The sequence below is a fragment of the Vibrio sp. YIC-376 genome, from assembly GCF_052353105.1.
Lineage (GTDB): Bacteria > Pseudomonadota > Gammaproteobacteria > Enterobacterales > Vibrionaceae > Vibrio.
On record NZ_JBBWFK010000005.1, the window covers coordinates 110728 to 132286 of the forward strand.

The window sequence follows — 21559 nt, forward strand, 5'->3', positions numbered from 1 at the left end:
GTTATGACAAGTAAAACGTATCTCATGATGCTACTAAGTCTATTTATGATGACGGGATGTAGTATCAAGAAACCGGTAGAAGCGCCAAAGAACTTCGCCATTGTAGCGAATCAACCCGTTGAAACCTTGAGTAAACGGTATGACACGGTATTGATTGACAGTGTGCAGGTAGATGAACCGTTCAATGATACTCAGATGGTTTACCGATTATCTGACGTGAATTTTGAAAGTGACTATTACAACCGTTACATCACCGCCCCAGCGGCAATTGTGGAGAATCAGCTTTCGACTTGGCTTACACGCTCCGGTGTGGTTTCGAGCACACTCCCTTATAACGCGAATGTTTCATCAGATTACGTGTTAAAAGCGGTGATCACCAAACTGTTTGGAGACTTCAGAAATGAGGTGACTCCATCTGCAGTTATGGAAATACAGTTCATCTTGATCGACAAGAAGGAAATACGGCCTTTAGTCATTTTTGACAAGAAAATTTCAAGCGAGGTAGTACTCGCTGAACGAACACCCGATGAGCTAGCTAAGGGATTAGGAAGAGCATTAAGTCAGATTCTTGAAAACCTATCGCTGGAGATCAGCAAATCATGACTTTAAACCAGCGTTAATGACTGAATGGTCAGTTTTATTAACAAGGAGAGTTTAAATGCAAAACGTAACCAAAATATCATTTAGCGCATGTGCGTTAATGTTACTTTCATTAACCCATGCTTTTGCCGCGCCAAACACAGGACAGGATGCGACCCAACCATTAACGCGATTCGATATACGGTATCAGCACGACAGTTTACCGTTCGATTCCTATCATAATAACTTTAATAAAAATGATGCAGATACCATCGTATTTAGAGCTGATGCCCCGGTTTCTCTTGGAGAGAGCGGTGTTATGTATGTACGCATGGATGTACCATTTTTATCGTCATCTTCGTCCACTCCGGGAGAGAGTGGGAATTTTGATTTGGGAAGCATTTACGCTCAGGCTATCTATATTTCATCAAAGGATCTACGTATTGCTGGCAAGTACGCATGGGGGTTAGGTATGTCGGCTAACTTAGGCTCTGCGACAAACGGAAGGCAAAAGGAAACATGGGCACCAACTTTCGGCATGTCGATCCCTATTCACCCATTTGGAAGCGAACATGAAGGCTCTGCGATTATTCCGTTGATAAAATACCTCACTGCTCCCGAAGAGAAGTTAAGACAAGGGACACTCAATTTTGATGAAATCAGTGAGCTAAGTTTCAGACCGACCATCAACTTTACGTTGCCATGGGAGTATTTTGAAGTGTTTACTTTATGGGGAGAAAATGAGTGGAGGTACAATTTCGAAGATGGAAAATACACTCAAAAAGAGAGTGGAGACTATTTCATTCCCTATGACGTGACTGTAGGTAAAATGCTAGCAAATCATTCAGTTATCATGTCTATGACGGCGTCTGGTCCTCTTTTCTATTCGGATGAATACAAGGTTTTCGATCACCGGTTGATGTTCAGGTTAGGCTTCTTTTTCGGCCAGTAGGTGGAATGGAAGTGAGCGTTACCAAATCTACCTACAAAAGGATTCTATGATGCGACTAAGGGATACGATGGCCATATGTCTGGCCCTTTACTCAACGTCCTGTTTAGCGGAAGAGATGGGGTCGGGGCAAGCCGAAGGGGGGATCGCTGAACGTTTTAGTCAAGAGCGTGACACGATGTTTAACCCTTTCGTTATCACCCCACACGAGATGAACTATATCTTACCCGTTTTATACAGTGACGATATCAACCAAGAGGCTTACAGTGAAACCGATTGGTACGGTAAATTGAAGGACGTGGAGTCCAAATATCAGTTAAGTTTTAAAGTCCCGTTAAGTCCGAAAGATCTCTTCTTTACGGATGACCGCCTTTTCTTTGCTTTTACTTTAAGGTCTTGGTGGCAATCTTATGCAGGGGACATATCAAGGCCATTTAGAGAAACCAACTATCAACCAGAAATATTTTATTTAACACCGTTGGCGAGTAAGTTTTACGGCTATGATTTTTATCTGGGTGCGGGTATCAAACACAGTTCAAATGGACAAAGCGGCGAGCTATCAAGAAGTTGGAACTATGTGCATAGCCGATTAATCGCTGAAAAAGGCAATTTTGCATTCAGAATCAAACCGTGGGTGAGATTGTCAGAGTCAGCCAAAGATGATGATAATCCAGATCTACTCGACTATATGGGGCATTTTGAGGTTGGAGCAATCTATAAATGGGAGGGACTCGCGTTTAAGTTTCTGGGAAGAAACAATTTTTCAGAACATCACGGTTATGCAGAAGTTGGGATGACTTTTCCTTTTATCGATCACTTGAAAGGGTACATTCAGTATTCTAACGGCTATGGTGAAAGCCTTATCGATTACAATCATAGCCAGCAGAGGATAGGGATCGGTGTAGCGTTAACAGATATGTTTTAAATAGTATTCAGCATTAATGACGGTTTGATGAGGTATATTTTGACCATTACACGTAGGATGACCTTTTATATCTCATCATTTTTTATTCTGCTTTTTATCGCTATTTATTACTCAGATAGCCTGACTCGTCCGTTTCAAAATCAAGGGCATTCTATATACTCCAGTCGTTTTATTGAACGGATGTCCATAGTGGAAAATATCGTTGATATCGAAAGGGTGTATACCAGTCAAGATGACATCACGTTGGAAATAGAAAACGTTAGGGAGAGAATCAAAGAGGTCAGTCGCGAATATGAATTGATAAGGGCCAGCCAGCAGCTACTTGAAGAAGATTTAGAGGTCATCAAAGATAATCTAGAATGGTTAAGGAAAACGACAACGTTTAGCGATTATATTTATAACAAATTACGAGATTTACCCGAAGAAACGAATTCTGAAATAGTCAACGCTTATCAATCCTTTGTTAGAGTAAAGCATCATGAGGTAAAGAAATCTCTAATGATGATTAACAAGTCGGAGGATGGATGGGAGAACTTGACAGAATTAGCTGTCTTGTATGAAGCGCTTTCTCAAGAACTGTCGTCTTTGATAAAGTTAACCAATGATTACTCGATATTGATCCAAGAATCACGAACGTTACTTCAAGAACAACAGGTTTGGACCTACACCAATGCGCCCATCTGGGCAAATTTAAGCCATCTTGACAGCACCCTCTTATTTGGTACTGACGATCCAATGGGGAAAATTATCAACAATATTGGTGATAATAAATCTCACATTCTCACCTTCTACTTTATCTTATTCACCCTAATGTTGCTATTGGTAAAGTGGTGGTCGAGGCTTAAGTTAAATATTATTTCTATTCATCAAGCCAAGATCATTGGTAACCCTTTAAAGGACGGATTCTCGAACACCGTCACTGTGTTAGCCATGACATTTTTGGCATCTCTTATTCTTCCTGTTTTTTATTTAAATTGTGTATGGCTTTTGAATAATTTGATTGGCAAAGAGTTCTATACTTCGTTTGATACCATATTCCTTTCGAGTTTAGGCTTATTATGGGCGTTCGATTTTGTTTACCATTTAAGTCGTAAGCAAGGGATGCTCGAATTACACTTCGGCTGGGAAGAAGAAACGTGCCTTACTATGCACAAAAAAACACGTTTAATCATATACCCACTATTCATATTAATGCTCGTTTTCCTCTTGTTTAGATTAGTGTCTGATGGAAGTAAAGCAGAGATCCTCAGAATCGTATTTTTGTTGATCGTGCTATTGCTTTTTGTGGCTTGCACATACACTTTGAAATCTAAAAAAGTAAGAATGAATTTCCCAGTGTTCTTCCGAAGTGGCCTGGGTTACCTAACCCTATTTTACGCCCTGTCAGGTTCATTTTTACTTATTGTTATTATGGGCGTCGTCGGTTTATATGTGGCTTCTTGGAAAGTGTTCTTACTCCAACAGCTTAATATATTGTGTTTGACTGGGGTGTTTTTATTGTTTCAGCTGGGTGTACGTTGGTTGATATTAGAGCAGCGGCAATTAAGTTATCAGCGGTTTGTCGCCCGTCGAGAAGAAAAAATAGCGCGGGAGAGCAGTGGTGTCATGGATGAATCCACCTTCATTGAAATGGAAGGCCAAGGTCTAAACAAAGAAGCCATTAATGAACAGTCTATGACGGTGCTAAAAGGTCTCTGTCTGATAGTACTATTTACCTTGCTCTCTACGATTTGGTCTAGTCAGCTCGAGTTAACCAACTGGATGGACGAGGTGGTTTTATGGCAGATAAACCAATCCGTCGGTGGAAGCACTCAGTTGGTGGATATTACTTTAAAGGCCGTCTTATTTACTCTATTAACGCTGATTATTACCTTTGTGAGTATCCGTAACTTACCCGGTATTCTCGAGTTGCTTATCCTACGTCGAATATCTTTACCACCGGGAACCGGCTATACAATCACAACATTGGTTCGATATGCCCTCACGTTAATTGGTGTCTCAATTGCTTTTACTACCATAGGGTTGGAGTGGGAGCGTTTGCAGTGGTTAGTTGCGGCAATTGGTGTAGGTTTGGGTTTTGGGTTGCAAGAAATCTTCGCTAACTTTATTTCAGGGCTTATCTTATTATTTGAGCGACCTATCCGAATTGGGGATACGGTCACTATTAATGAGTTATCCGGAACGGTGAGCAAAATTAAAACGCGTTCAACGACGATCATTGACTGGGATAATAAGGAAATAGTGGTTCCCAATAAAGTATTCATAACAGATAAGCTTGTAAATTGGTCATTGACCGATTCAGTTACTAGAATTGTTATACCCGTCGGCGTAGCTTATGATTCCGATATCGATTTGGTTGAAACGTTGCTTTATCAATCCGCCAATAGGGTGCCTGTGATCCTGAAAGTACCACCGCCAACGGTTTATTTTCTCACATTTGGTGATAGTTGCCTGGAGTTTGAACTGCGTGTACACATAAATTCGATTGACGACCGATTACCAACCATTCATTTGCTCAATAAAAGTATCAATCGATTATTTAAAGACAATAATGTTGAGATTTCTTACCCTCAACTGGATGTTCATATGAAATAGGCTAATTATTTGTTGTGACTGATTTTTCTACCTACAATTAATTATAAAAATCATAATAATTAATTGCCTATGAAATCCAAACTATATAGAGTATTTGTGCTGTTAATTAGTTACTTAGTATCGCCGCTGGTACCTGGACAAACGATGGTCAGTAGTGTTAGTGCAGGGATTGGCTACTCGCTGGATGAAGAGGTGTTGGTTCGTGTAGGTATTCAACATTACTTCGATTCTGCGTGGTGGGGCAGTGATACTGGGGTGCTTTCAGCGTATCTGGATGTTTCATACAACCATTTATTCTTATCTGAGAACCATGACCTTACTATCTACGCCTTATCACCAGTGTTTTATTACGAGTTTCATCAAAGCATATATCAAGCTAAACCGAGAGTTGAGTTTGGGATCGGCGCGAGCTATATCAGTGAAAAAGAAATCATCGACCGTAATATGGGTGGGCATTTCCAATTTGAAGACCGAATTGGAGCTGGGTTAAAATGGGAGCAGGTCTATTTATCACTACTTTACCTCCATTACTCCAATGGAGGTATTTATCCAGCAAATGCGGGTTATAACATCTTACAGCTCAACCTGCAGTTAGATCTTTAGATAGTTCACCTCCTGTTAGCAAAAATATCTTAAAACCATCCTAAAATTCGAATTTGGCATATACTGGATTACTGGTTGTTTTATATCTGTTCTACAAAGAGAGAGTGCAATATGAAAAAGCTGTTGATGATAGTCATGTTAATTTTTTATTCTCAGGTCAACGTTGCCAATGCAACCCCGTCGCTGGCTTCCGAAACCCAATTGACGATAAGTAAATTCTCACAAGCTGAAAATCTGAAGAAGTTATTTGAAGAGTCCTATGGTTATGCGGTTTTTCCTAGCGTGTCAGAGGGGGGGATTGCGCTTTCTGGTGCGTTTGGGGAGGGAGAGGTGTTTAAAGGTGGTACCAAAGTCGGCAGAGCCACTTTAACGCAGGTGTCTTTTGGCGCAACACTAGGAGGCAAAACTTTTGATCAAGTAATGTTCTTCGTTGACGAAAGGGCGTTCAATGAGTTTACCAGCGGAAAATTTGCTCTTTCTGCCGATGCGTCTGCGGTAGCGTTAGATTTTAGCGCACAGGCTTCTTCCTCAACGGTTGGCAATACGGCTAGCACCGACAACACGAATCAGCACGGAGATTTTGTTGATGGGATAGCGGTATATCAATATGCCAACGGCGGCTTCATGCTCGACCTGTCAATCGGTGGCCAGAAATTTGGTTATCAACCTTACTAGATAAAAGCCTGCTGTTGCCGTTTCTCCCACCGCATCTTTTAGCGGTGGGATTTATATAAATCTGTTCTCGTTTTTCATATCATCGTGACCTACCTCAAGCCTCACTTCTTTAAGCTAACCCTTTTCGCCAATGTGGACTATTACTTATCTATGCAGTTGTTTACTTGTAAATAAATCCGGTATTAGTATTAAGGAAACTACTCTTATGAAAAAGCTTTATGCCTATATGGTCTCGGGACTGGTTGCATTGGCTAGTTCCTCTCCTTTTGCTCAGGATGAGAATAACGTCACGCTTTTTACCAACGTTAATGTCTTTGATGGTGTTAACGAGAAATTAATTCAGAATGCAAATGTGGTCGTGACTGGCAATATGATTACGCAGGTTTCCAAAGAGCCATTAGCTGTGGCCGGAGGGAAAATCATTGATGGCGGTGGTCGCACGATGATACCAGGCATGATCGACGCACACTGGCATACCTCATATTGCTGTGCTCCCCAAGCGACGGTGATCACAGGCGACATTCTTGAAATCGCCATTCGCGGTGCTATTGGCGCAGAAGCAACTCTTCTACGTGGCTTTACAACGGTTCGGGATGTGGGTGGTAATCCATTTTCCACCAAAAAAATGATCGATTCGGGTGAACTCGTTGGCCCACGTATTTTTCCTTCCGGCCCTCCAATGAGTCAAACTTCCGGGCATTTCGATTATCGTGCTAAACAGGCGGTACCAACAAACAATGGTGATGCATTGGAGTATTGGAATCGAAATGGATTAATGTTGATCGCTGATGGGGTCCCCGAGGTCACTAAGCGCACGCGGGAAATACTCCGTATGGGCGCTAGCCAAATTAAAATTGCCGGTGGTGGTGGTGTCTCATCCGTCTATGATCCACTCGATGTGCAGGAATACACATACGAAGAGATGCGTGCCATTGTAGAGGTCGCAGAAACTTGGAATACCTATGTTGCTGCCCATATTTTTACCGACAAAGCCACACAAACCGCCCTCAAAGCTGGGGTCAAATCGATTGAGCATGGCAATTTGTTGAGTGAAGAAACACTCAAGATGATGAAAGAAAAAGGGGCGTGGCTGTCAGTACAACCACTGATCAACGATGAAGATGCCTTCACATTTAATGACCCTTTCAGCACACAGAAATGGATTCAGGTAACCGATGGTACCGACAAAGTTATTGGCTTGGCGAAAAAAATTGGAGTCAAAATGGCATGGGGTACCGATATGTTGTTCGATCCGGTTACGGCCGCAAAGCAAGGCAAGTTTGTCGCTAAAATGAAACGTTGGTTCACACCTTACGAAATCATGAAGATGGTGACTTCCGATAACGCGGAGTTAATTTCTTTGGCTGGTCCTCGCGTTCCATACCAACAAGGGGCACTGGGCGTCATCAAAGAAGGGGCTTATGCCGACCTGATATTAGTAGATGGAAATCCGCTAGAAAATATTGACATTGTTGCTGATGCTGAAGCTAACTTCGACTTGATCATGAAAGACGGAAAGGTATTTAAAAACAGCATGTAATGTTTCATTTAGCGAGAATCTAATCCGCGATATAGGAGTAAGAGGCTTATGCAACGTTCAATGAATACGGTGTTGGCTGGAATCGTGTTGAGTTTATGTGTGGTTCCAACTTTACTCGCCGCTGAAGCGACACTGACATTAATTACCAATGCTCGTATCTTCGATGGTCAATCCAGCAAACTCCTCGATGGTTACGATGTGTTGATTAAAGAGGGCAAGATAATAAAGGTCGGGACAGATATTGACCCTAAGGAAGGCGCTCAGGTCATCGATGCAGGGGGGAGGGTTATGACTCCGGGGTTTATCGATGTCCACTATCATTTGGGGATGTGTCGAACCTCAGTCGCGGATTTAGGGGGGGCATTTGCCCCTGATTTGGACTACGTTGGTATATCTGCATCTATTGCTGCTCAAGAGGCCCTAATGCGCGGTTTTACCAGTTTACGTGACGTAGGTGGCGCATCTTGGGGGGCAAAGCTTGCTTCAGATAGAGATGAAATCTCTGGGCCTCGCATTTGGCCAAGCTTGCGTGTTCTCTCTCAATTTGGTGGACATGGTGATGCCAGTCCGCGATTCATGGAACCACGTGAGTTTGGTGGTCCAGAGAATTACTTAGAGCGCGTAAGCTACAGTCGGATCGTCAATGGCCGAGATCAGGTTCTGACCGCGGCAAGAGAAAATCTTAAAAAAGGCGCGTCTCAGCTCAAAATGCATTTGGCGGGTGGCGTGGGTACCGAATTTGATCCAATTGATGCCACTCAATTCACACACGACGAAATCAGTGCAGCCGTTGAAGTCGCTACCGCTTATGGGACCTATGTTGCCGCTCACACCTACACCCCTGAAGGTGTGATGGCCGCAGTCAAAGCAGGGGTGAAGTCCATTGAACATGGCAACCTGATTGATGAAGATACCGCGAAGCTTATGGCTGAGAAAGGCGTGTGGTTAAGTCCGCAAGTCGTCGTTTACAAAACCTTTAGTCCTGACTTGGGGCCAGTACGTTTAGCAAAGGGTAAGATGGTTGAAGCAGGTTTGGACAATATGTTTACGCTGGCCAAGAAGTATAATCTAAAAATTGCCTTTGGTACTGATGTGGTAGTCAGTGATTCAGCCTGTGCAGATCAGGCTCGTGAGTTTGTTGAGCGGACGGCTTGGTTTACTCCAGCAGAAGTGTTGCGTCAGGCAACCTCATTATCTGGAGAGCTTCTTCAACTTTCAGGACCTCGTAGCCCGTATCCGGGGGAAATTGGTGTAATAAAAGAAGGAGCGCATGCCGATTTGTTGCTAATTAATGGTAACCCTCTGGAAGACATCTCCATCCTTCGTGATCATGATGCTAATCTGGCATTGATCATGAAGGGCGGGAAAGTATACAAGGACATTCGATAAAGTTCGCGTCTGGAGGTCGATAGCTATGTTGAAGTTACGCAGGCTGATTGTCTACCAGGGACTATTTGCGTGTGCCTCACTCACTTACCTTGGACTCAGCTATTGGCACTTAGAGGAGACAGGGGAGGCATTGAGTGCGGCCGCTATCGGCCCCTCTATTGCGCTCTTTGTTGCTTATTTGTTTACACTGGCATTACCGCACTTCGGTTTTGAACGCCTCTATCGTATAGCTATGGTCTTTGCGTTGGTACTTTTCGGTGGTGGTGGCGTAATCGGTAATATCATGCGTTATATGGATTCTGGGCTTGAATACTATGCGAGTTTATTCGCGTTTGTCATTGCCGTTACTATTAATGGGTTGGGTTCACTTTTGAATCTTATCGCGTTGTTTGGTTGGTATAGTAGGCGCTAGAACACTAAAACGTAAAGTGATGTTTTTGCTAAACATGAATGAAACTATGGGGGCTGTTTCAAGTGATATTCAGGTTGATTTGTGTATTTTTTATGGGTGCTCTCGGAGCGAATTCCTCATATGCAGCTGACACGGTTAGGGAACTGTCTTGGAAAGATTTGATCCCTCCCGCAAAGGAGTTTGACGATCCGTTTCGACGTTTGTCTTCTGGGCAATTGTATGATTTATCGGTTATTGCGGGGTATCGAGCGCAATTGGCGAGTGGGGAGAAACTGTCCAAAGAGTCTGAAGAAATGCTTAGTGAATCGATGATTTCACTTTCATCACAAAATATCGATGTGGATGGGTTGCTCGCGCAGCGAGATCAGATAGCCAAGAAACGACGTGCTGCTTCAGAGAGGCTTGACGTAACACTAGATAAACATAATGTTCGTATTCCAGGTTATTTACTGCCTTTGGATTATAGTGATAACAAAGTCACTCAATTTTTACTCGTGCCGACGGTGGGTGCATGTATCCATGTCCCGCCACCACCGCCAAATCAAATGGTCTACGTTGAATTTAAAGATGGCTATGAGGCTGATGGCATGTATCCACCTGTTTGGGTGGAAGGTAACATGTTGGTCGGAGCAGGGCAATCACAACTGTATCTTTCCGACGGGGCTGGAGACGTGACATTTGGTTACCGTATTGACGCTTACCAGGTCACCGATTATCAATGAAAAGTATCGTGAGTATAACAGCTTTACCGCAGCGTACGACCCACTCGCAAATTAGTCCGTTGACATGTGACCTTTTTATTACGTCTGCTAATCTGTGAAATGCTAATTTAAGAAAAAGCGGTAACTCATAAATGTCCACCGATGTTTCAGCTGCTCCTGACCCCTACTAAATGTGACTGCCAAACTTCATGTTGACCAACAACATTGAGAGCAGGTCATCATGAGAAAGTTATCTTCTGGAAAATGCAGTGGCATCAAAAGGCCATTTAAGTTTGAAGAAATCTGGCGAATCAGAACTAGATTGGAGATTGATAAAAAACCTAATGCAGCTTGCGTTACTGAACCTCGCTATTGATAGCAAGTTAAGAGCATGTGATTTGCTAAAGCTCCACGTATACGATGTTTCTTCACAAGGAGTTATCTATGAAAGGGTTCAATGCATTCAGCAGAAAACGGGCACCGACGTACACTATGAGATTACTCCAAGAACGCAACAAAGCATTAGCCGACGGATCTTTTCAGCATCCCTAGAGGCAGTAGTTTTTTATTTACGAGTGGCCGCCGCAAAGAGCAACCTATTAGCTAATCATACTATCGATCAATTATCAGGAATTGGGCTGTAAAACTTGGATTGAATGCGGACTATTATGGTACTCATTCCATGCGCCGCACCAAAGCTACTTTGATCTACGCCAAAACAAAAAACATCAGGGCGGTACAGATCTTACTTGGGCTTTCGAAGCTAGAGAACACTATTCGGTACCTTGGCGTTGAGCTAGAGGACGCTCTAAGAAAACAGACTGCTAATAAGCGCTGATACAGGCTTTTCTTCTCTTCTAAAAAGCCTGTGCCCCTTTCCTTCTCAGAGTTGAAGCTCATTGACAACCTGTAACTTTACGTTTGCCTTACAAAAATTAATCTTTAGGAATATAGAAGACAGCCTTTCTAAAACTATGTGTCTTTCACACATGTAGAGAGAAGATCAATGGCTCTTTTTTGTAACGCAACATTCTGGGGAAGTGTCTTACTTGGCCGTAACGTTCGTTGATTACACAAACAAAAACCTTACGAGCTTTAGGATATGACTGGGATATTTAGCAAGGAACACAAGATTGACATGGTTCAAGATTCGCTGAGCTAAATTGGCAAACGAATTCAGATTGTTAATTTGGTGGGAAGTGATTTGAATTTTGCTATGGTCACTACGAGTCGTGGTACAAAGTTATTCGTGCAATTCTATACGCCATATATAGATGTGATTACCTTAAGAGCGATTCATCGTATTAAGGGTAAGTGGCTAGGCTATTCCTACCAGCTAAACGGGCAGGGTAGTCGTAACCTTAGCACGCTTTTGTTCAACGGCGAGACGGGTAATATTCGCTGGGCTACGGTGGAGGAATACCGACAAAGCATTCGATGTAATATGACCCATCTCTCGGATGATGAGTTTGAAAAATACTTTGTAATGAGAACTGCTGGACCTTCGACCAACTTATAGAGTGGTTCCGAGAGGTAAGCCCAGAATAGTTTATGGACGTATCCCGCTTTGAGACATGTTGGCACTTCAGAAAGCCTCAATGAAGGAATTGTCCGACAAGGCGGTTCGTGATTTTGCGTTAGCTAAGGCGCTCAATAGGGTGAAAGTGTGGGGAGAAATCGAAGACTGTAATGCCTTGAGGTCTGAGTTAGATATCGATCTAATGCCGCGAGAAAAATGTCGTTGCGTAGTGTATGCACACGTTTGAGCTAGGTGGGGTATCACAAAACCCAACGTTACAGTTGGGTTTTTGTGGGAAAGTCACCCAGTATTTTTTTGTTTAGGCTACTTCAGGGGAGGTGACTGACTTCGATTCGTTACGTCGTCCTAATACAGTTAGTGTGAATGCACACAGATACATACTGATGCTGTAAACGATGATTGGGATAGACATGGTTTCTGAACCAAGTATGGTCACGCTGACCATAAGAGCTAAAGTGCTATTTTTGACACCTAGCTCGACACCAATCGTAAGGCCATCTCTTAGTGATAAACGACAATATTTTGCCGTTAGAATACCTAGTAGTGCGCCTATGATATTGAGTGAAATTGATGCCGCCCCGGCCTGCAACAGTAGCTGGAAAAGGTTATCCCCAATGTCATAAAGTATCGCAGTGATCAATGCCAGTAAAGTTAATCCGCCAAGCTTACTAACACCTTGCTCAGCTTTGATCGCCCATTGAGCCCAAAAATGTCTAATCAGCATACCCAAAATGACCGGTACCAAAACCACACCTGCCATCATGGCTATCATTTTCCCAACAGGGAGTTCAATTTGCACAGAGGTTGTGCTAAATAGTGACATGGCATAAGTTGTAGCTAGTGGCAATGTCACGATGGTTATCAGGCTGGCTATAACCGTGAGCATTATAGAAAGGGCGACATTTCCTCTTGCCAGAAGTACAAACAGATTCGATGCTGTTCCACCAGGGCAGGCAGCAATAACAACAAGGCCCACTGCCATTTCCGGCGATAAATTAAAAACAAGTGCCAAGACGATGCCGATAATAGGCATACCCACTATCTGCGCAATGCTTCCGAGTATTAGGCCTCTTGGCTTTTGGGTAACCTGACGAAAGTCATTCAAAGTTAACGTCATCCCGATCCCTATCATGATGATGATGAGTGAAATCGGTAGGCCTATAGAGATGATTTGATTTGATTCCACAATTGCCTCCTGCAAAGTTTATGGAATTGACCAAAGATGCCGATTCTTGGCATTACTCCGGTGTTTGTCGATGTTCGATTTGCTGTCAGTCATAGAGTTCTTAAGACCAAACAGCTCTAGCGATATGTTAACAACTTCTTAACATCACACAACACAACCTTACTAAAGTACTGTTTTATTGAATGTAAAATTTTTAACATTCAACGCACTTTAATCATGCTTCTATTAGTAATAATTTAACAAGGGAGCAACATATGAAGCCAACTAACCGACCAATCGCTAGCTTCACGCACATGGAAAATGGAACATCCCAGGACTGGCAGATAATCGCTAACCAATTTGTGGACTATGCAGAGCAACTGCCTGACCGAATCATTCAACACTTGTTGTTACTTGATGGTGATTTCGGTGGATTTCAGGTAGACCGGCTCACTCATAGTTTGCAAAGTGGAACCTTGGCGCACCGTGACGGGAAGGATGATGAATACGTCGTTTGTGCGCTTCTGCACGACATTGGTGATACGTTAGGTTCGTATAATCATTCGGACATTGCTGCTGCAATTCTTGAGCCTTTCGTCAGTGAAGAAAATCACTGGATGATTAAGCACCATGGCATATTTCAGGGGTATTACTTCTTCCATCACCTGAATATGGACCGCGACATGCACAAGGCCTATAGCGACCATCCTTGCTATCAGCGAACTATCGAGTTTGTCAGTAAATACGATGCACCAGCCTTTGACCCGAATTTAGACACGTTACCTTTGGAATTTTTTGAGCCGATGATCCGTAAGGTTTTCGCTAAACCGGTTCGTTCGCTCTACAAGGAAGGGGCAGAACACCTGGAAGCTCAAAAATAATCGCCAGTAAGTGCAGTAGAACGGGAAGTCTATCAATGAGAAAAATACATAAAATTACAAGCATCTTGGGCTTAGGGATTGCGCTGAATGCCCCAGCATTGGCCGCTAATCACCTTATGGAATTTAAAGCTGAGAAGCGGGGCAGTGACTTTGAGCGACACTTTGCGGAACTCCATAGCAGTTGGGGAATGCAGGGGGTGGGCCTCCTCGGGACCACTTTAGAGTTGAATGGCACAACGTGGTTTGGCAATACGGTTACTCACATCCATCCAGGCTTCACCTACATGATCCCAGTGGTCGGCAAATTCTATGCTGGTCCGGTCATGAAATACGACTATGTCGTTGATAAGGACGACGCATTAAAATCAGGCTTGGGGTGGGCTTATGCGGGTTTTAAGGGGATCAAATTAGCAGGTCAGTTCCGTTATGATTACCAGCTAGGTGATGATGGCTTTGATCTGATTCGAACCGATGTCCTTGCAGGCTTCCCAATGACAGATGTCGGTTATTTAACCGCGACGTTCACAAATATGAATCCATTAGAGGGTCCGCTTTCGGAGTCCTGGCAAGAGTTGGAGTTGGAATTCAAATACACGGGTTTTAGTGGCATTCATCCTTATGTGGCTACAACGATCACTTCAGATAGTGAACCACTAGGTCAAGGTGATGATGCGTATATTATCGGTTTCTATATTCCGTTCAGTTAACGGCTTTGACACGAGCCTAAATGGTTAAGATAGTTGAAAGGCGTAACAAACACGTGCTTGCTACGCCTTTTGTTTTCGCTGTTTGCCGTTGCTGTAAGAGCTAGGGTGGATAAGATCAAAACTCAAATAACATCGCCTCAATGGATACATAATCCGTGTAGGCGCTCTGCCATTTTTCTACAGTTAAATCTTCAAACTCAGTGTTTGCGCATTGCCCGCTGTATCGAACGCCAGCGTCGCCATGTTTATAGGCGTTTTCCGGTGAACAATAGTCAGATATCCCCTGCGAGTATCCTTGCTTGTATTGCTGAAAGCCTTCATTACCAATGTTGTTCAGTGCGGTAAGTTCTACTTTGGCTCGTTGGTAATGACCTTGTTGGCCATCTATGACACCAACAGAATGCCACTCGCCAGATTGCGCAAGCATCGACTGTTCTGAACCTGTTGAGCAACCAATTAAGGTAAGGCTCAACATGATTAAGAGTGGAAATTTCACTTTAGCCTCTCTTATTCGAAGTTAATGACAATTGTGTAACTACCAATAGTGAGTATAGAGCTGCATATGATAATTGGTAGGCAACGTGTCTATTGCTAGTGGAAGAAGGGGACATCAGCTATGTTATGCCTGGAATCTCGGCGGAATGAGGCCACATGAGGTATTTAATGCTTAGTTAAAAAACCAGATTAGTCTGGCTGTGTTGGGTTCACTATATCGAGAGCGCTGCCTATTACAGAGTAGGTTTGCTGGATCTAGCTCGTCGAGCTTTTCTGTACCATTTGGAAACTAAATATCAATCAAATAACCATGGAGGTAGTGGTGGAATTATGCCCCCTTTTCTGCTTGTGAGTTTATACGTTCATTAAGGTTCTGATAGTGTTCATGTAACTCACTCAATTCAAAGATGATTAGAGGTGGAAGGTGTTGATTCTTATCCACTAGTCACTGGAATAAGCCTTTCATGCTAGCGTGTCCCTTTGGCAAACTTATCCCGAACTCTAGAAGGGTAGAGCCGATTCTGTTCATACAAGCGGTGTGCTCTCTAATATATCCGCTGCGTATTTTTCGAATGACAGAGACCACTTGAGCTGATTCGGTCTTTGCTGAAGAGAACCTCATTGTTGGTCGCGAAGCTGCCTCTGCAATAGCGTCAGCATCGATGAAATCATTTTTATTGGTTTTAACGTATGGCTTCACATATTGAGGGGGAATTAGCTTGGTAGCATGACCAAATTCAGCGCACTTCCTAACTAGCCAATGAGATCCGCCACATGACTCCATGGCTATAATTACAGGCTCATGGAAAGACAAAAAATCTAGCAATTTCTGGCGAGCAGTTCGACTTGCTCATAGTAAACTTGAGATCAACAAACGATTCTTTCTAATCGTAATTTTCTAGGGACTTACGCATAATGCTTTACCTAAGCCGTATTCACCCGAGGATTGTGTTATGAAACATCAATCATAAAAAGCCCACTATGATGTATTAGAAACTCAGTATAAGCGCGAATTTCTAACCTTAATGCATAAAGATGTTGAAGAAAACAGCCAGAACCTATCAATCGTAACGCCTGCACTTAAGCAGGAACTGGAGGAGATCATCGGTGATTACAAAATTGATCTCGGCGGAGAGTTCTAGAAAACCTACTTTAGCCGCCCAGTTAATCTCGTTGCAAAACATACGAGCATGCGTTTCTAATCTCGAATTGCCGCAAACTCAGTGGCTATCCAATAGCTTTTTGATCTGCTAGAGCTTTATTTTGCTATGGATTCTAAGCGAGTTGCTGACAATGGAATCTATGATATGAGCAGGAAAGCCGTTGGGTAGCTGGTTAATTACTTGCTCAATAGCATTCGGAAAGGAGTCAACAAACTCGTCAAGTATCTCTTGCATTCGAATTGTGCAGAAACCAACGGTTTCTGCTGTTGCAATAAAGTGACGCGGGTAGATTTTTTCTAAATGCCACTTATTGCCACTTGAAGTGGATTTGAGAGACATAGCTAACTTTAGTTTACGCGTGTTAATACCTTTGCCATTTGATGCGGGGAAGGCTGACATAATGTCGTAGAAAGGTGTTAATCGATACGTACTGTCGGCCTCGATAAAAATTGAAAAGTTCTTTGCATGCCCGTCGGTTGCACCGACCAACCATTGAAATACTTGAAAGCGCATAAAATCGTCGCAGTCTTTGTCTGCGCATCTAGAACCACTCAGTAGTTGCATGATTTCTTTAATACCAACGCCACTATCACTCTGATATTTCAATCGGGAGGGAAGCGAGAATACTTGGCACATGTCCTCTTGAGACAATCGAATAAGTGCGTTTTCATCTTTCGACCAGTGTCTATCGAAGCGTTCAATGGCTAGAGTTTTCATTCCTTCGACTTCTAGTATCTCAATCTTTGGAACTTGGAAGTCCATTGCTTCTGCCAGTTTTATACAAAAATACTCATTCTCAACACTATCTGTCATATCAAGTGTAGCCGTTGGCTGCTGAATAAAGCCAATTGGGAATTTGAGAATGTGAGTGCTTGGGTAATCCAAACTGGGTAAAAACCATTCATCTTTAATATTAAGTAGAGCAGTTTTCTCTTGCGCCCCAGATATTGTGATGCGGAAGTCGTGCTTATCGATCATGCCAAGAGGGACCTGATACTCATGAGCCGTAAATATATTGTGTAAATTACGAACTGAAAGTGGCTCTAGCCGCGTTGAAGCAAGACCATTCTGTACTTCATTTTCTGGCAGCAATGAGAGTGAGCCAACGCAATCGCGGCCGATTGCATGCAATAAGTCCAAGGTGTTTGTTGAGTCGGTGCTATAGCGACGCTGTATGTTCTTACGTGTTGAAGTTAGGTCGGGTAACAGATTATCAAAATAATTTGCGACAGGGTCACCTTTATGCGGTTGATGTTGAAGTGGAAGAGACAGCGAAATCGGGTAGGCATGCGGCTGATCTAACCATTTCTTATCGTAACAAAACTGCATTTGACTATTGGTAATCTTGGTTAGATGGCCAACTTTGGTGTTGTTGATGTGTATTAGTAAACTGGTCATCTGTTTCTTCTGAAGAAAATTGAAGGCGGATAGGAGTACCTAAATCTTATAATTAGTTAACAAAATAGCTAGTGCTGATTTTATAGCACAGTGGACTGACTATTAAGGGATACGGTAGGTTATACGACAGCCAGCAATCAAAGTGCTGGCTGTCAATTGTGTTAATAGTAATTAGATTTTTGAATGAAGATAAGTTCGATAACCGCCTATAAGATTACGAGCTTTGTAACCATTGTTAACTAACTGACGATAAGCAACGTTACCACGTAACCCAACTTGACAGTAAATCACAATCTCTTTGTCTTTTGGTAGTTCGTTCATACGATGACGTAATTGGTCAACAGGAATGTTGATTGCACCTTCAAGATATCCTACCGACTCAAGTTCACCTGGATTACGTACATCAAGAAGGACCTGGTTTTCAGACAATTTATCGATTTCATCATAATGAATCGCAGTTGCGTCACCTTTGATGATGTTGTTTGCGACAAACGCAGCTTGGTTGATCACATCTTTTGCACTGCCGTAAGGTGGCGCGTAAGTCAATTCTAAATGTTGAAGTTGCTCTACCGTCATACCTGCGCGTTGAGCCACGGCCATAACGTCGATGCGTTTATCGATACCGTCTTTACCGACAGCTTGAGCACCGAAAATCTTACCCGATTTTGGATCGAACAACATTTTAAATGAAACGACTTCTGCACCAGGATAGTAACTCGCATGGCTTGCGGTATGGACGTAAACTTTTTCGTATTCAACGCCAGCATGTTTCAATTGTTTCTCATTTTTACCTGTTGAAGCCACAGCAAGGTCGAAGATCTTACAAATCGCAGTACCTTGTGTACCTTGGTAAGTTTCTTTGCGACCTAGCATGTTATCAGCAGCCATACGACCTTGACGGTTTGCTGGTCCAGCTAGAGGAACAAGTGTCTGCTCGCCAGTGACAAAATCTTTTTCTTCAACTGCATCACCAACAGCGTAAATTGAAGGATCGCTAGTTTGCATGTATTCATTGGTATAAATACCACCTAGAGCACCGATTTCTAAGCCAGCTTCTTTTGCCAATTTGGTCTCAGGGCGAACACCAATTGCCATAATCAAAATATCGGTGGTGAGTTTTTCACCGTTATTCAGAGTGAGTTCCAGTTCACCTTCTAAGTGTTGGTGCTTTTCGCTTTCACCAGCCTCGATACTTGCAATATGCTCGTTAGGTAAGAACTGAACAGATTCAAGCGCCACCCCAAGCTTCAGGTCGATCCCTTTTTCACGGATTTCTGCGTGAGCGAAACCTGCCATTTCACGGTCAACAGGTGTCATGACTTGCTCTGCCATTTCAAGCAAAGTGGTTTTAATCCCCAGTTGGTGGAAGGCTTCCATTACTTCTAAACCAATGAAACCGCCGCCTACAACCGTGGCGTGCTCTGGCTTGTTCATCTGGATCGTTTTAATGATGCGATCCATATCAGGGATATTACGTAGTGAATGAGTCAACGGATTATCCAGACCAGGGATTGGTGGAACGATAGGGCCTGCACCTGGGCTAAGTAATAGGAAGTCGTATGTCTCTTCGTATTCTGAGCCATCAAGAAGATTTTTTACTGTCACTGTTTTGTCTTGACGGCTTATCGAAACCACTTCATTCATTACACGAACATCAACGTTGAAACGCGCTAAAAAGCTTTCTGGTGTTTGTAGCAATAATTTACTGCGATCTTTGATGTCGCCACCGATGTGATAGGGAAGGCCACAGTTAGCAAAAGACACGAAACTACCTCGTTCGAACATAATAATTTCTGCATCTTCACTTAAACGACGAGCGCGGGCTGCTGCTGATGCACCGCCAGCCACACCACCGACAATGAGAATTTTGGTCATATAGACACTCCAACTTAGCGAGTTAAAAACAAACGACAATACACTCAAAAAAAGTGAATTTTTGTTTGTTTTTAAGATGATGCTGAGAGCAATGTAAAATCAACTTAAATGTCGTCAATCATCTAGTTGACTAAAGAAACAAATGGGCCACGCTCAAACATGATAATTTCTGCGTCTTCACTCAGACGACGAGCACGCGCTGCTGCAGATGCGCCACCAGCGACACCACCGACGATCAAAATTTTAGTCATTATTAACTCCAAGTTTTGAGATGAGCTGACTCCTTATTGTAGGGCCAGCTCGAAATATGCAGGTTATCTAAAACCAAATTTCTTTAAAAAATAAGCGGCAGGGCAAATTCCGGTATAAGCACTTTGAATCAGATTAACGCCAATAAACACAGTGAACCAAATGAAGTTACTGTGAACGTATACAGTGAGCAAGACCGAAACTAAAACCATGATGCCAGCAAAAACTCGTACAGCATTTTCTAACGACATAACTCTTCTCCTTAGAACTATCTAACTGAAACAGCCGTCCTTCAATTATTCTCACTATAAACACCTAAATTAGAAATGTCTAATGTTAATTTAACTAAATTCATCTTTGCTAATTTAGTGTTGACTAAATACTGTTTTTTAGTAATATCTAATTTAGTTTTTTATGTAGAGGTGAGTCATGAGCTATACAGCAATGGACGTAGCGGCGATGAAAGGCAACGCAATTGAAGCCGCAGATCTACTTAAAGTTATGGCGCATCCAGAAAGGTTGATGGTCTTGTGTCAGCTTACTCAAGGTGAAGTTGGGGTTGGGGAGTTACAAAAACACTCTTTTCTGAGCCAATCAGCCTTTTCGCAACATTTAACGGTGTTGCGCAAGCACAAATTAATCAGTGCTCGTAAGTCATCACAACAGGTATTTTACTCGTTGTCTGAACCGAGAGTTGAGTCATTAATTAAAGCACTTCATGGTGTTTTTTGTGGCGAGTAACAACTTGCCCTAATCCGTGCTTATCGCTTAAATAAATCAAAAAAATTAACTAACAAGGGCCAACTGGCTAGAAAACTATAGAGGTAAATAATGTTAGACGTTATTCCATGGGAATCGTTGTTTGGTGGCATTTTATTGGGAATCTCAGCCACTATTTTATTATTGGTAAACGGCAAAATTGCCGGAATAAGTGGAATTATGAATGGCATTATGTCGCCTAAGAAAGGTGACTATTCATGGCGACTTCTATTTGCAGTCGGCATGATTGTAGGTGGCCTTGTTAGTGTTTTGTTGCTCGGCGTAGCAGTACCTAGTACAGCAAATCTGTCTGTTGGTTTGGTGCTAGCTGCTGGTGTACTTGTTGGTATCGGAACCAGACTAGGTAACGGATGTACCAGCGGTCATGGCATTTGTGGCATCGGGCGTTTGTCTAAGCGCTCTATCGTTGCAACATGTGTTTTTATGGCTGTTGCTGGCTTAACCGTTTTTGTTCGACTTCACCTAGTTTAAGAGAGATTCCATGAACAACACTGTTTTTCGTATTGCTGCGCTTGTGAGCGGTATTTTATTTGGGTTGGGGATGTCGGTTTCTGGCATGATCGATCCCGACAAAGTCATTGGATTTTTAGATATTTCTGGAAACTGGGACCCAAGTTTAGCTTTTGTGATGGGCGGCGCACTGGCTGTGTTTATGCCAAGCTATTTTTTAATTATCAAGCCGAGAAAACAATCAGTTAGCGGTGCAGAAATGTGTACACCGACTAACACTAAAATAGATGCTCGATTGTTGTCTGGTGCTGCCATCTTCGGTTTAGGTTGGGGATTGGCAGGAATCTGTCCTGGCCCTGCAGTGGCAAGTCTGGCTTTAGGTAATGTAAGTATTGTTCTGTTCTTTGTTGCGATGTTAGCAGGCTCGATATTTACGAAACTGTTGATCAACTCTCGTGAAGAGAAAATGAAAACAGCCAAAGCATAAT

23 protein-coding genes and 2 pseudogenes are annotated in these 21559 nt (G+C 42.8%); 18 read left to right on the forward strand and 7 right to left on the reverse strand.

The features are described from left to right. The first annotated feature begins 3 nt into the window (after positions 1-3). The 13 genes and pseudogenes from WJM94_RS11270 (at position 4) to WJM94_RS11330 (ending at position 12134) form a co-directional block, all read left to right on the forward strand. Positions 4-603, forward strand: coding sequence for an ABC-type transport auxiliary lipoprotein family protein (locus WJM94_RS11270; protein WP_444494308.1), 600 nt, complete (start codon positions 4-6; stop codon positions 601-603). A 55-nt stretch (positions 604-658) separates the two neighbouring features. After that, positions 659-1531, forward strand: coding sequence for a hypothetical protein (locus WJM94_RS11275; protein WP_444494309.1), 873 nt, complete (start codon positions 659-661; stop codon positions 1529-1531). 67 nt (positions 1532-1598) lie between these two features. Further along, the gene (locus WJM94_RS11280) at positions 1599-2453 is read left to right on the forward strand and encodes a phospholipase A (RefSeq protein WP_444494310.1); all 855 of its coding nucleotides are present in this window, start codon (positions 1599-1601) and stop codon (positions 2451-2453) included. A 180-nt stretch (positions 2454-2633) separates the two neighbouring features. Continuing rightward, complete coding sequence (locus tag WJM94_RS11285) at positions 2634-5048, forward strand: mechanosensitive ion channel domain-containing protein (RefSeq protein ID WP_444494523.1); 2415 nt, start codon at positions 2634-2636, stop codon at positions 5046-5048. 144 nt (positions 5049-5192) lie between these two features. Further along, positions 5193-5651: an acyloxyacyl hydrolase gene (locus WJM94_RS11290; RefSeq protein WP_444494311.1), complete on the forward strand. Its 459-nt coding sequence runs from the start codon at positions 5193-5195 to the stop codon at positions 5649-5651. A 111-nt stretch (positions 5652-5762) separates the two neighbouring features. Beyond that, entirely contained in the window at positions 5763-6326 is a 564-nt protein-coding gene (locus WJM94_RS11295) for a YSC84-related protein (protein WP_444494312.1), read from the forward strand. A 205-nt stretch (positions 6327-6531) separates the two neighbouring features. Beyond that, on the forward strand, positions 6532-7866 hold the full coding sequence (locus tag WJM94_RS11300; RefSeq protein WP_444494313.1) for an amidohydrolase family protein: 1335 nt from the start codon (positions 6532-6534) through the stop codon (positions 7864-7866). 48 nt (positions 7867-7914) lie between these two features. Then, complete coding sequence (locus WJM94_RS11305; RefSeq protein WP_444494314.1) at positions 7915-9255, forward strand: amidohydrolase family protein; 1341 nt, start codon at positions 7915-7917, stop codon at positions 9253-9255. Between the two features lie 25 nt (positions 9256-9280). Continuing rightward, positions 9281-9667: a hypothetical protein gene (locus tag WJM94_RS11310; protein WP_444494315.1), complete on the forward strand. Its 387-nt coding sequence runs from the start codon at positions 9281-9283 to the stop codon at positions 9665-9667. A 92-nt stretch (positions 9668-9759) separates the two neighbouring features. Further along, positions 9760-10389: a DUF3299 domain-containing protein gene (locus WJM94_RS11315; RefSeq protein WP_444494316.1), complete on the forward strand. Its 630-nt coding sequence runs from the start codon at positions 9760-9762 to the stop codon at positions 10387-10389. Between the two features lie 220 nt (positions 10390-10609). Next, positions 10610-11206, forward strand: a pseudogene (locus tag WJM94_RS11320) (tyrosine-type recombinase/integrase). 378 nt (positions 11207-11584) lie between these two features. Further along, complete coding sequence (locus tag WJM94_RS11325) at positions 11585-11887, forward strand: hypothetical protein (RefSeq protein WP_444494317.1); 303 nt, start codon at positions 11585-11587, stop codon at positions 11885-11887. Positions 11888-11966: 79 nt separating this feature from the next. Then, a complete protein-coding gene (locus WJM94_RS11330; protein WP_444494318.1) occupies positions 11967-12134 on the forward strand; it encodes a hypothetical protein in 168 nt (55 codons plus the stop codon). A 72-nt stretch (positions 12135-12206) separates the two neighbouring features. Here WJM94_RS11330 and WJM94_RS11335 read toward each other — a convergent pair whose 3' ends face one another. Further along, positions 12207-13094, reverse strand: a complete 888-nt coding sequence (locus WJM94_RS11335) for a bile acid:sodium symporter family protein (protein WP_444494319.1) — start codon at positions 13092-13094, stop codon at positions 12207-12209. A 254-nt stretch (positions 13095-13348) separates the two neighbouring features. On the opposite strand from WJM94_RS11335, the gene WJM94_RS11340 reads away from it, so the two are divergent. Next, positions 13349-13954, forward strand: a complete 606-nt coding sequence (locus WJM94_RS11340; RefSeq protein WP_444494320.1) for an HD domain-containing protein — start codon at positions 13349-13351, stop codon at positions 13952-13954. A gap of 35 nt (positions 13955-13989) precedes the next feature. Then, the gene (locus WJM94_RS11345) at positions 13990-14661 is read left to right on the forward strand and encodes a hypothetical protein (RefSeq protein ID WP_444494321.1); all 672 of its coding nucleotides are present in this window, start codon (positions 13990-13992) and stop codon (positions 14659-14661) included. A 115-nt stretch (positions 14662-14776) separates the two neighbouring features. On the opposite strand, the gene WJM94_RS11350 is transcribed toward WJM94_RS11345, so the two are convergent. The 6 genes and pseudogenes from WJM94_RS11350 to WJM94_RS11375 form a co-directional block, all read right to left on the reverse strand. Further along, positions 14777-15157, reverse strand: coding sequence for a DUF2799 domain-containing protein (locus WJM94_RS11350; protein WP_444494322.1), 381 nt, complete (start codon positions 15155-15157; stop codon positions 14777-14779). Between the two features lie 336 nt (positions 15158-15493). After that, positions 15494-15994 (reverse strand): annotated as a pseudogene (locus WJM94_RS11355) (IS110 family transposase); the annotation flags it as partial. 412 nt (positions 15995-16406) lie between these two features. Beyond that, positions 16407-17717 carry a type II toxin-antitoxin system HipA family toxin gene (locus tag WJM94_RS11360; protein WP_444494323.1) on the reverse strand — a complete coding sequence of 437 codons (1311 nt, stop codon included), beginning with the start codon at positions 17715-17717 and terminating at the stop codon, positions 16407-16409. 171 nt (positions 17718-17888) lie between these two features. Beyond that, the gene (locus tag WJM94_RS11365) at positions 17889-19592 is read right to left on the reverse strand and encodes an FAD-dependent oxidoreductase (RefSeq protein ID WP_065298609.1); all 1704 of its coding nucleotides are present in this window, start codon (positions 19590-19592) and stop codon (positions 17889-17891) included. A 122-nt stretch (positions 19593-19714) separates the two neighbouring features. Next, positions 19715-19843: a hypothetical protein gene (locus WJM94_RS11370; RefSeq protein ID WP_046875441.1), complete on the reverse strand. Its 129-nt coding sequence runs from the start codon at positions 19841-19843 to the stop codon at positions 19715-19717. Positions 19844-19906: 63 nt separating this feature from the next. Further along, on the reverse strand, positions 19907-20092 hold the full coding sequence (locus WJM94_RS11375; RefSeq protein WP_444494324.1) for a YgaP family membrane protein: 186 nt from the start codon (positions 20090-20092) through the stop codon (positions 19907-19909). A gap of 178 nt (positions 20093-20270) precedes the next feature. Here WJM94_RS11375 and WJM94_RS11380 point away from each other — a divergent pair, with 178 nt between their 5' ends. The 3 genes from WJM94_RS11380 (at position 20271) to WJM94_RS11390 (ending at position 21558) form a co-directional block, all read left to right on the forward strand. Beyond that, positions 20271-20582: a metalloregulator ArsR/SmtB family transcription factor gene (locus WJM94_RS11380; protein WP_444494325.1), complete on the forward strand. Its 312-nt coding sequence runs from the start codon at positions 20271-20273 to the stop codon at positions 20580-20582. Between the two features lie 90 nt (positions 20583-20672). Further along, positions 20673-21092: a YeeE/YedE family protein gene (locus WJM94_RS11385; protein ID WP_444494326.1), complete on the forward strand. Its 420-nt coding sequence runs from the start codon at positions 20673-20675 to the stop codon at positions 21090-21092. Between the two features lie 10 nt (positions 21093-21102). After that, positions 21103-21558, forward strand: coding sequence for a DUF6691 family protein (locus tag WJM94_RS11390; protein ID WP_444494327.1), 456 nt, complete (start codon positions 21103-21105; stop codon positions 21556-21558). The last annotated feature ends 1 nt before the right edge of the window (position 21559 follow it).

Excerpts from the sequence above, each read along its gene's own strand:
- WJM94_RS11305 (WP_444494314.1), top strand. The coding sequence starts at position 7,915 with ATGCAACGTTCAATGAATACGGTGTTGGCTGGAATCGTGTTGAGTTTA.
- WJM94_RS11310 (WP_444494315.1), top strand. The coding sequence starts at position 9,281 with ATGTTGAAGTTACGCAGGCTGATTGTCTACCAGGGACTATTTGCGTGT.
- WJM94_RS11270 (WP_444494308.1), top strand. The coding sequence starts at position 4 with ATGACAAGTAAAACGTATCTCATGATGCTACTAAGTCTATTTATGATG.
- WJM94_RS11330 (WP_444494318.1), top strand. The coding sequence starts at position 11,967 with ATGAAGGAATTGTCCGACAAGGCGGTTCGTGATTTTGCGTTAGCTAAG.
- WJM94_RS11300 (WP_444494313.1), top strand. The coding sequence starts at position 6,532 with ATGAAAAAGCTTTATGCCTATATGGTCTCGGGACTGGTTGCATTGGCT.
- WJM94_RS11380 (WP_444494325.1), top strand. The coding sequence starts at position 20,271 with ATGAGCTATACAGCAATGGACGTAGCGGCGATGAAAGGCAACGCAATT.
- WJM94_RS11370 (WP_046875441.1), bottom strand. The coding sequence starts at position 19,843 with ATGACTAAAATTTTGATCGTCGGTGGTGTCGCTGGTGGCGCATCTGCA.
- WJM94_RS11375 (WP_444494324.1), bottom strand. The coding sequence starts at position 20,092 with ATGTCGTTAGAAAATGCTGTACGAGTTTTTGCTGGCATCATGGTTTTA.
- WJM94_RS11295 (WP_444494312.1), top strand. The coding sequence starts at position 5,763 with ATGAAAAAGCTGTTGATGATAGTCATGTTAATTTTTTATTCTCAGGTC.
- WJM94_RS11340 (WP_444494320.1), top strand. The coding sequence starts at position 13,349 with ATGAAGCCAACTAACCGACCAATCGCTAGCTTCACGCACATGGAAAAT.
- WJM94_RS11385 (WP_444494326.1), top strand. The coding sequence starts at position 20,673 with ATGTTAGACGTTATTCCATGGGAATCGTTGTTTGGTGGCATTTTATTG.
- WJM94_RS11290 (WP_444494311.1), top strand. The coding sequence starts at position 5,193 with ATGGTCAGTAGTGTTAGTGCAGGGATTGGCTACTCGCTGGATGAAGAG.
- WJM94_RS11315 (WP_444494316.1), top strand. The coding sequence starts at position 9,760 with ATGGGTGCTCTCGGAGCGAATTCCTCATATGCAGCTGACACGGTTAGG.
- WJM94_RS11390 (WP_444494327.1), top strand. The coding sequence starts at position 21,103 with ATGAACAACACTGTTTTTCGTATTGCTGCGCTTGTGAGCGGTATTTTA.
- WJM94_RS11345 (WP_444494321.1), top strand. The coding sequence starts at position 13,990 with ATGAGAAAAATACATAAAATTACAAGCATCTTGGGCTTAGGGATTGCG.
- WJM94_RS11275 (WP_444494309.1), top strand. The coding sequence starts at position 659 with ATGCAAAACGTAACCAAAATATCATTTAGCGCATGTGCGTTAATGTTA.
- WJM94_RS11285 (WP_444494523.1), top strand. The coding sequence starts at position 2,634 with ATGTCCATAGTGGAAAATATCGTTGATATCGAAAGGGTGTATACCAGT.
- WJM94_RS11325 (WP_444494317.1), top strand. The coding sequence starts at position 11,585 with ATGGTCACTACGAGTCGTGGTACAAAGTTATTCGTGCAATTCTATACG.
- WJM94_RS11365 (WP_065298609.1), bottom strand. The coding sequence starts at position 19,592 with ATGACCAAAATTCTCATTGTCGGTGGTGTGGCTGGCGGTGCATCAGCA.
- WJM94_RS11280 (WP_444494310.1), top strand. The coding sequence starts at position 1,599 with ATGGCCATATGTCTGGCCCTTTACTCAACGTCCTGTTTAGCGGAAGAG.
- WJM94_RS11360 (WP_444494323.1), bottom strand. The coding sequence starts at position 17,717 with ATGACCAGTTTACTAATACACATCAACAACACCAAAGTTGGCCATCTA.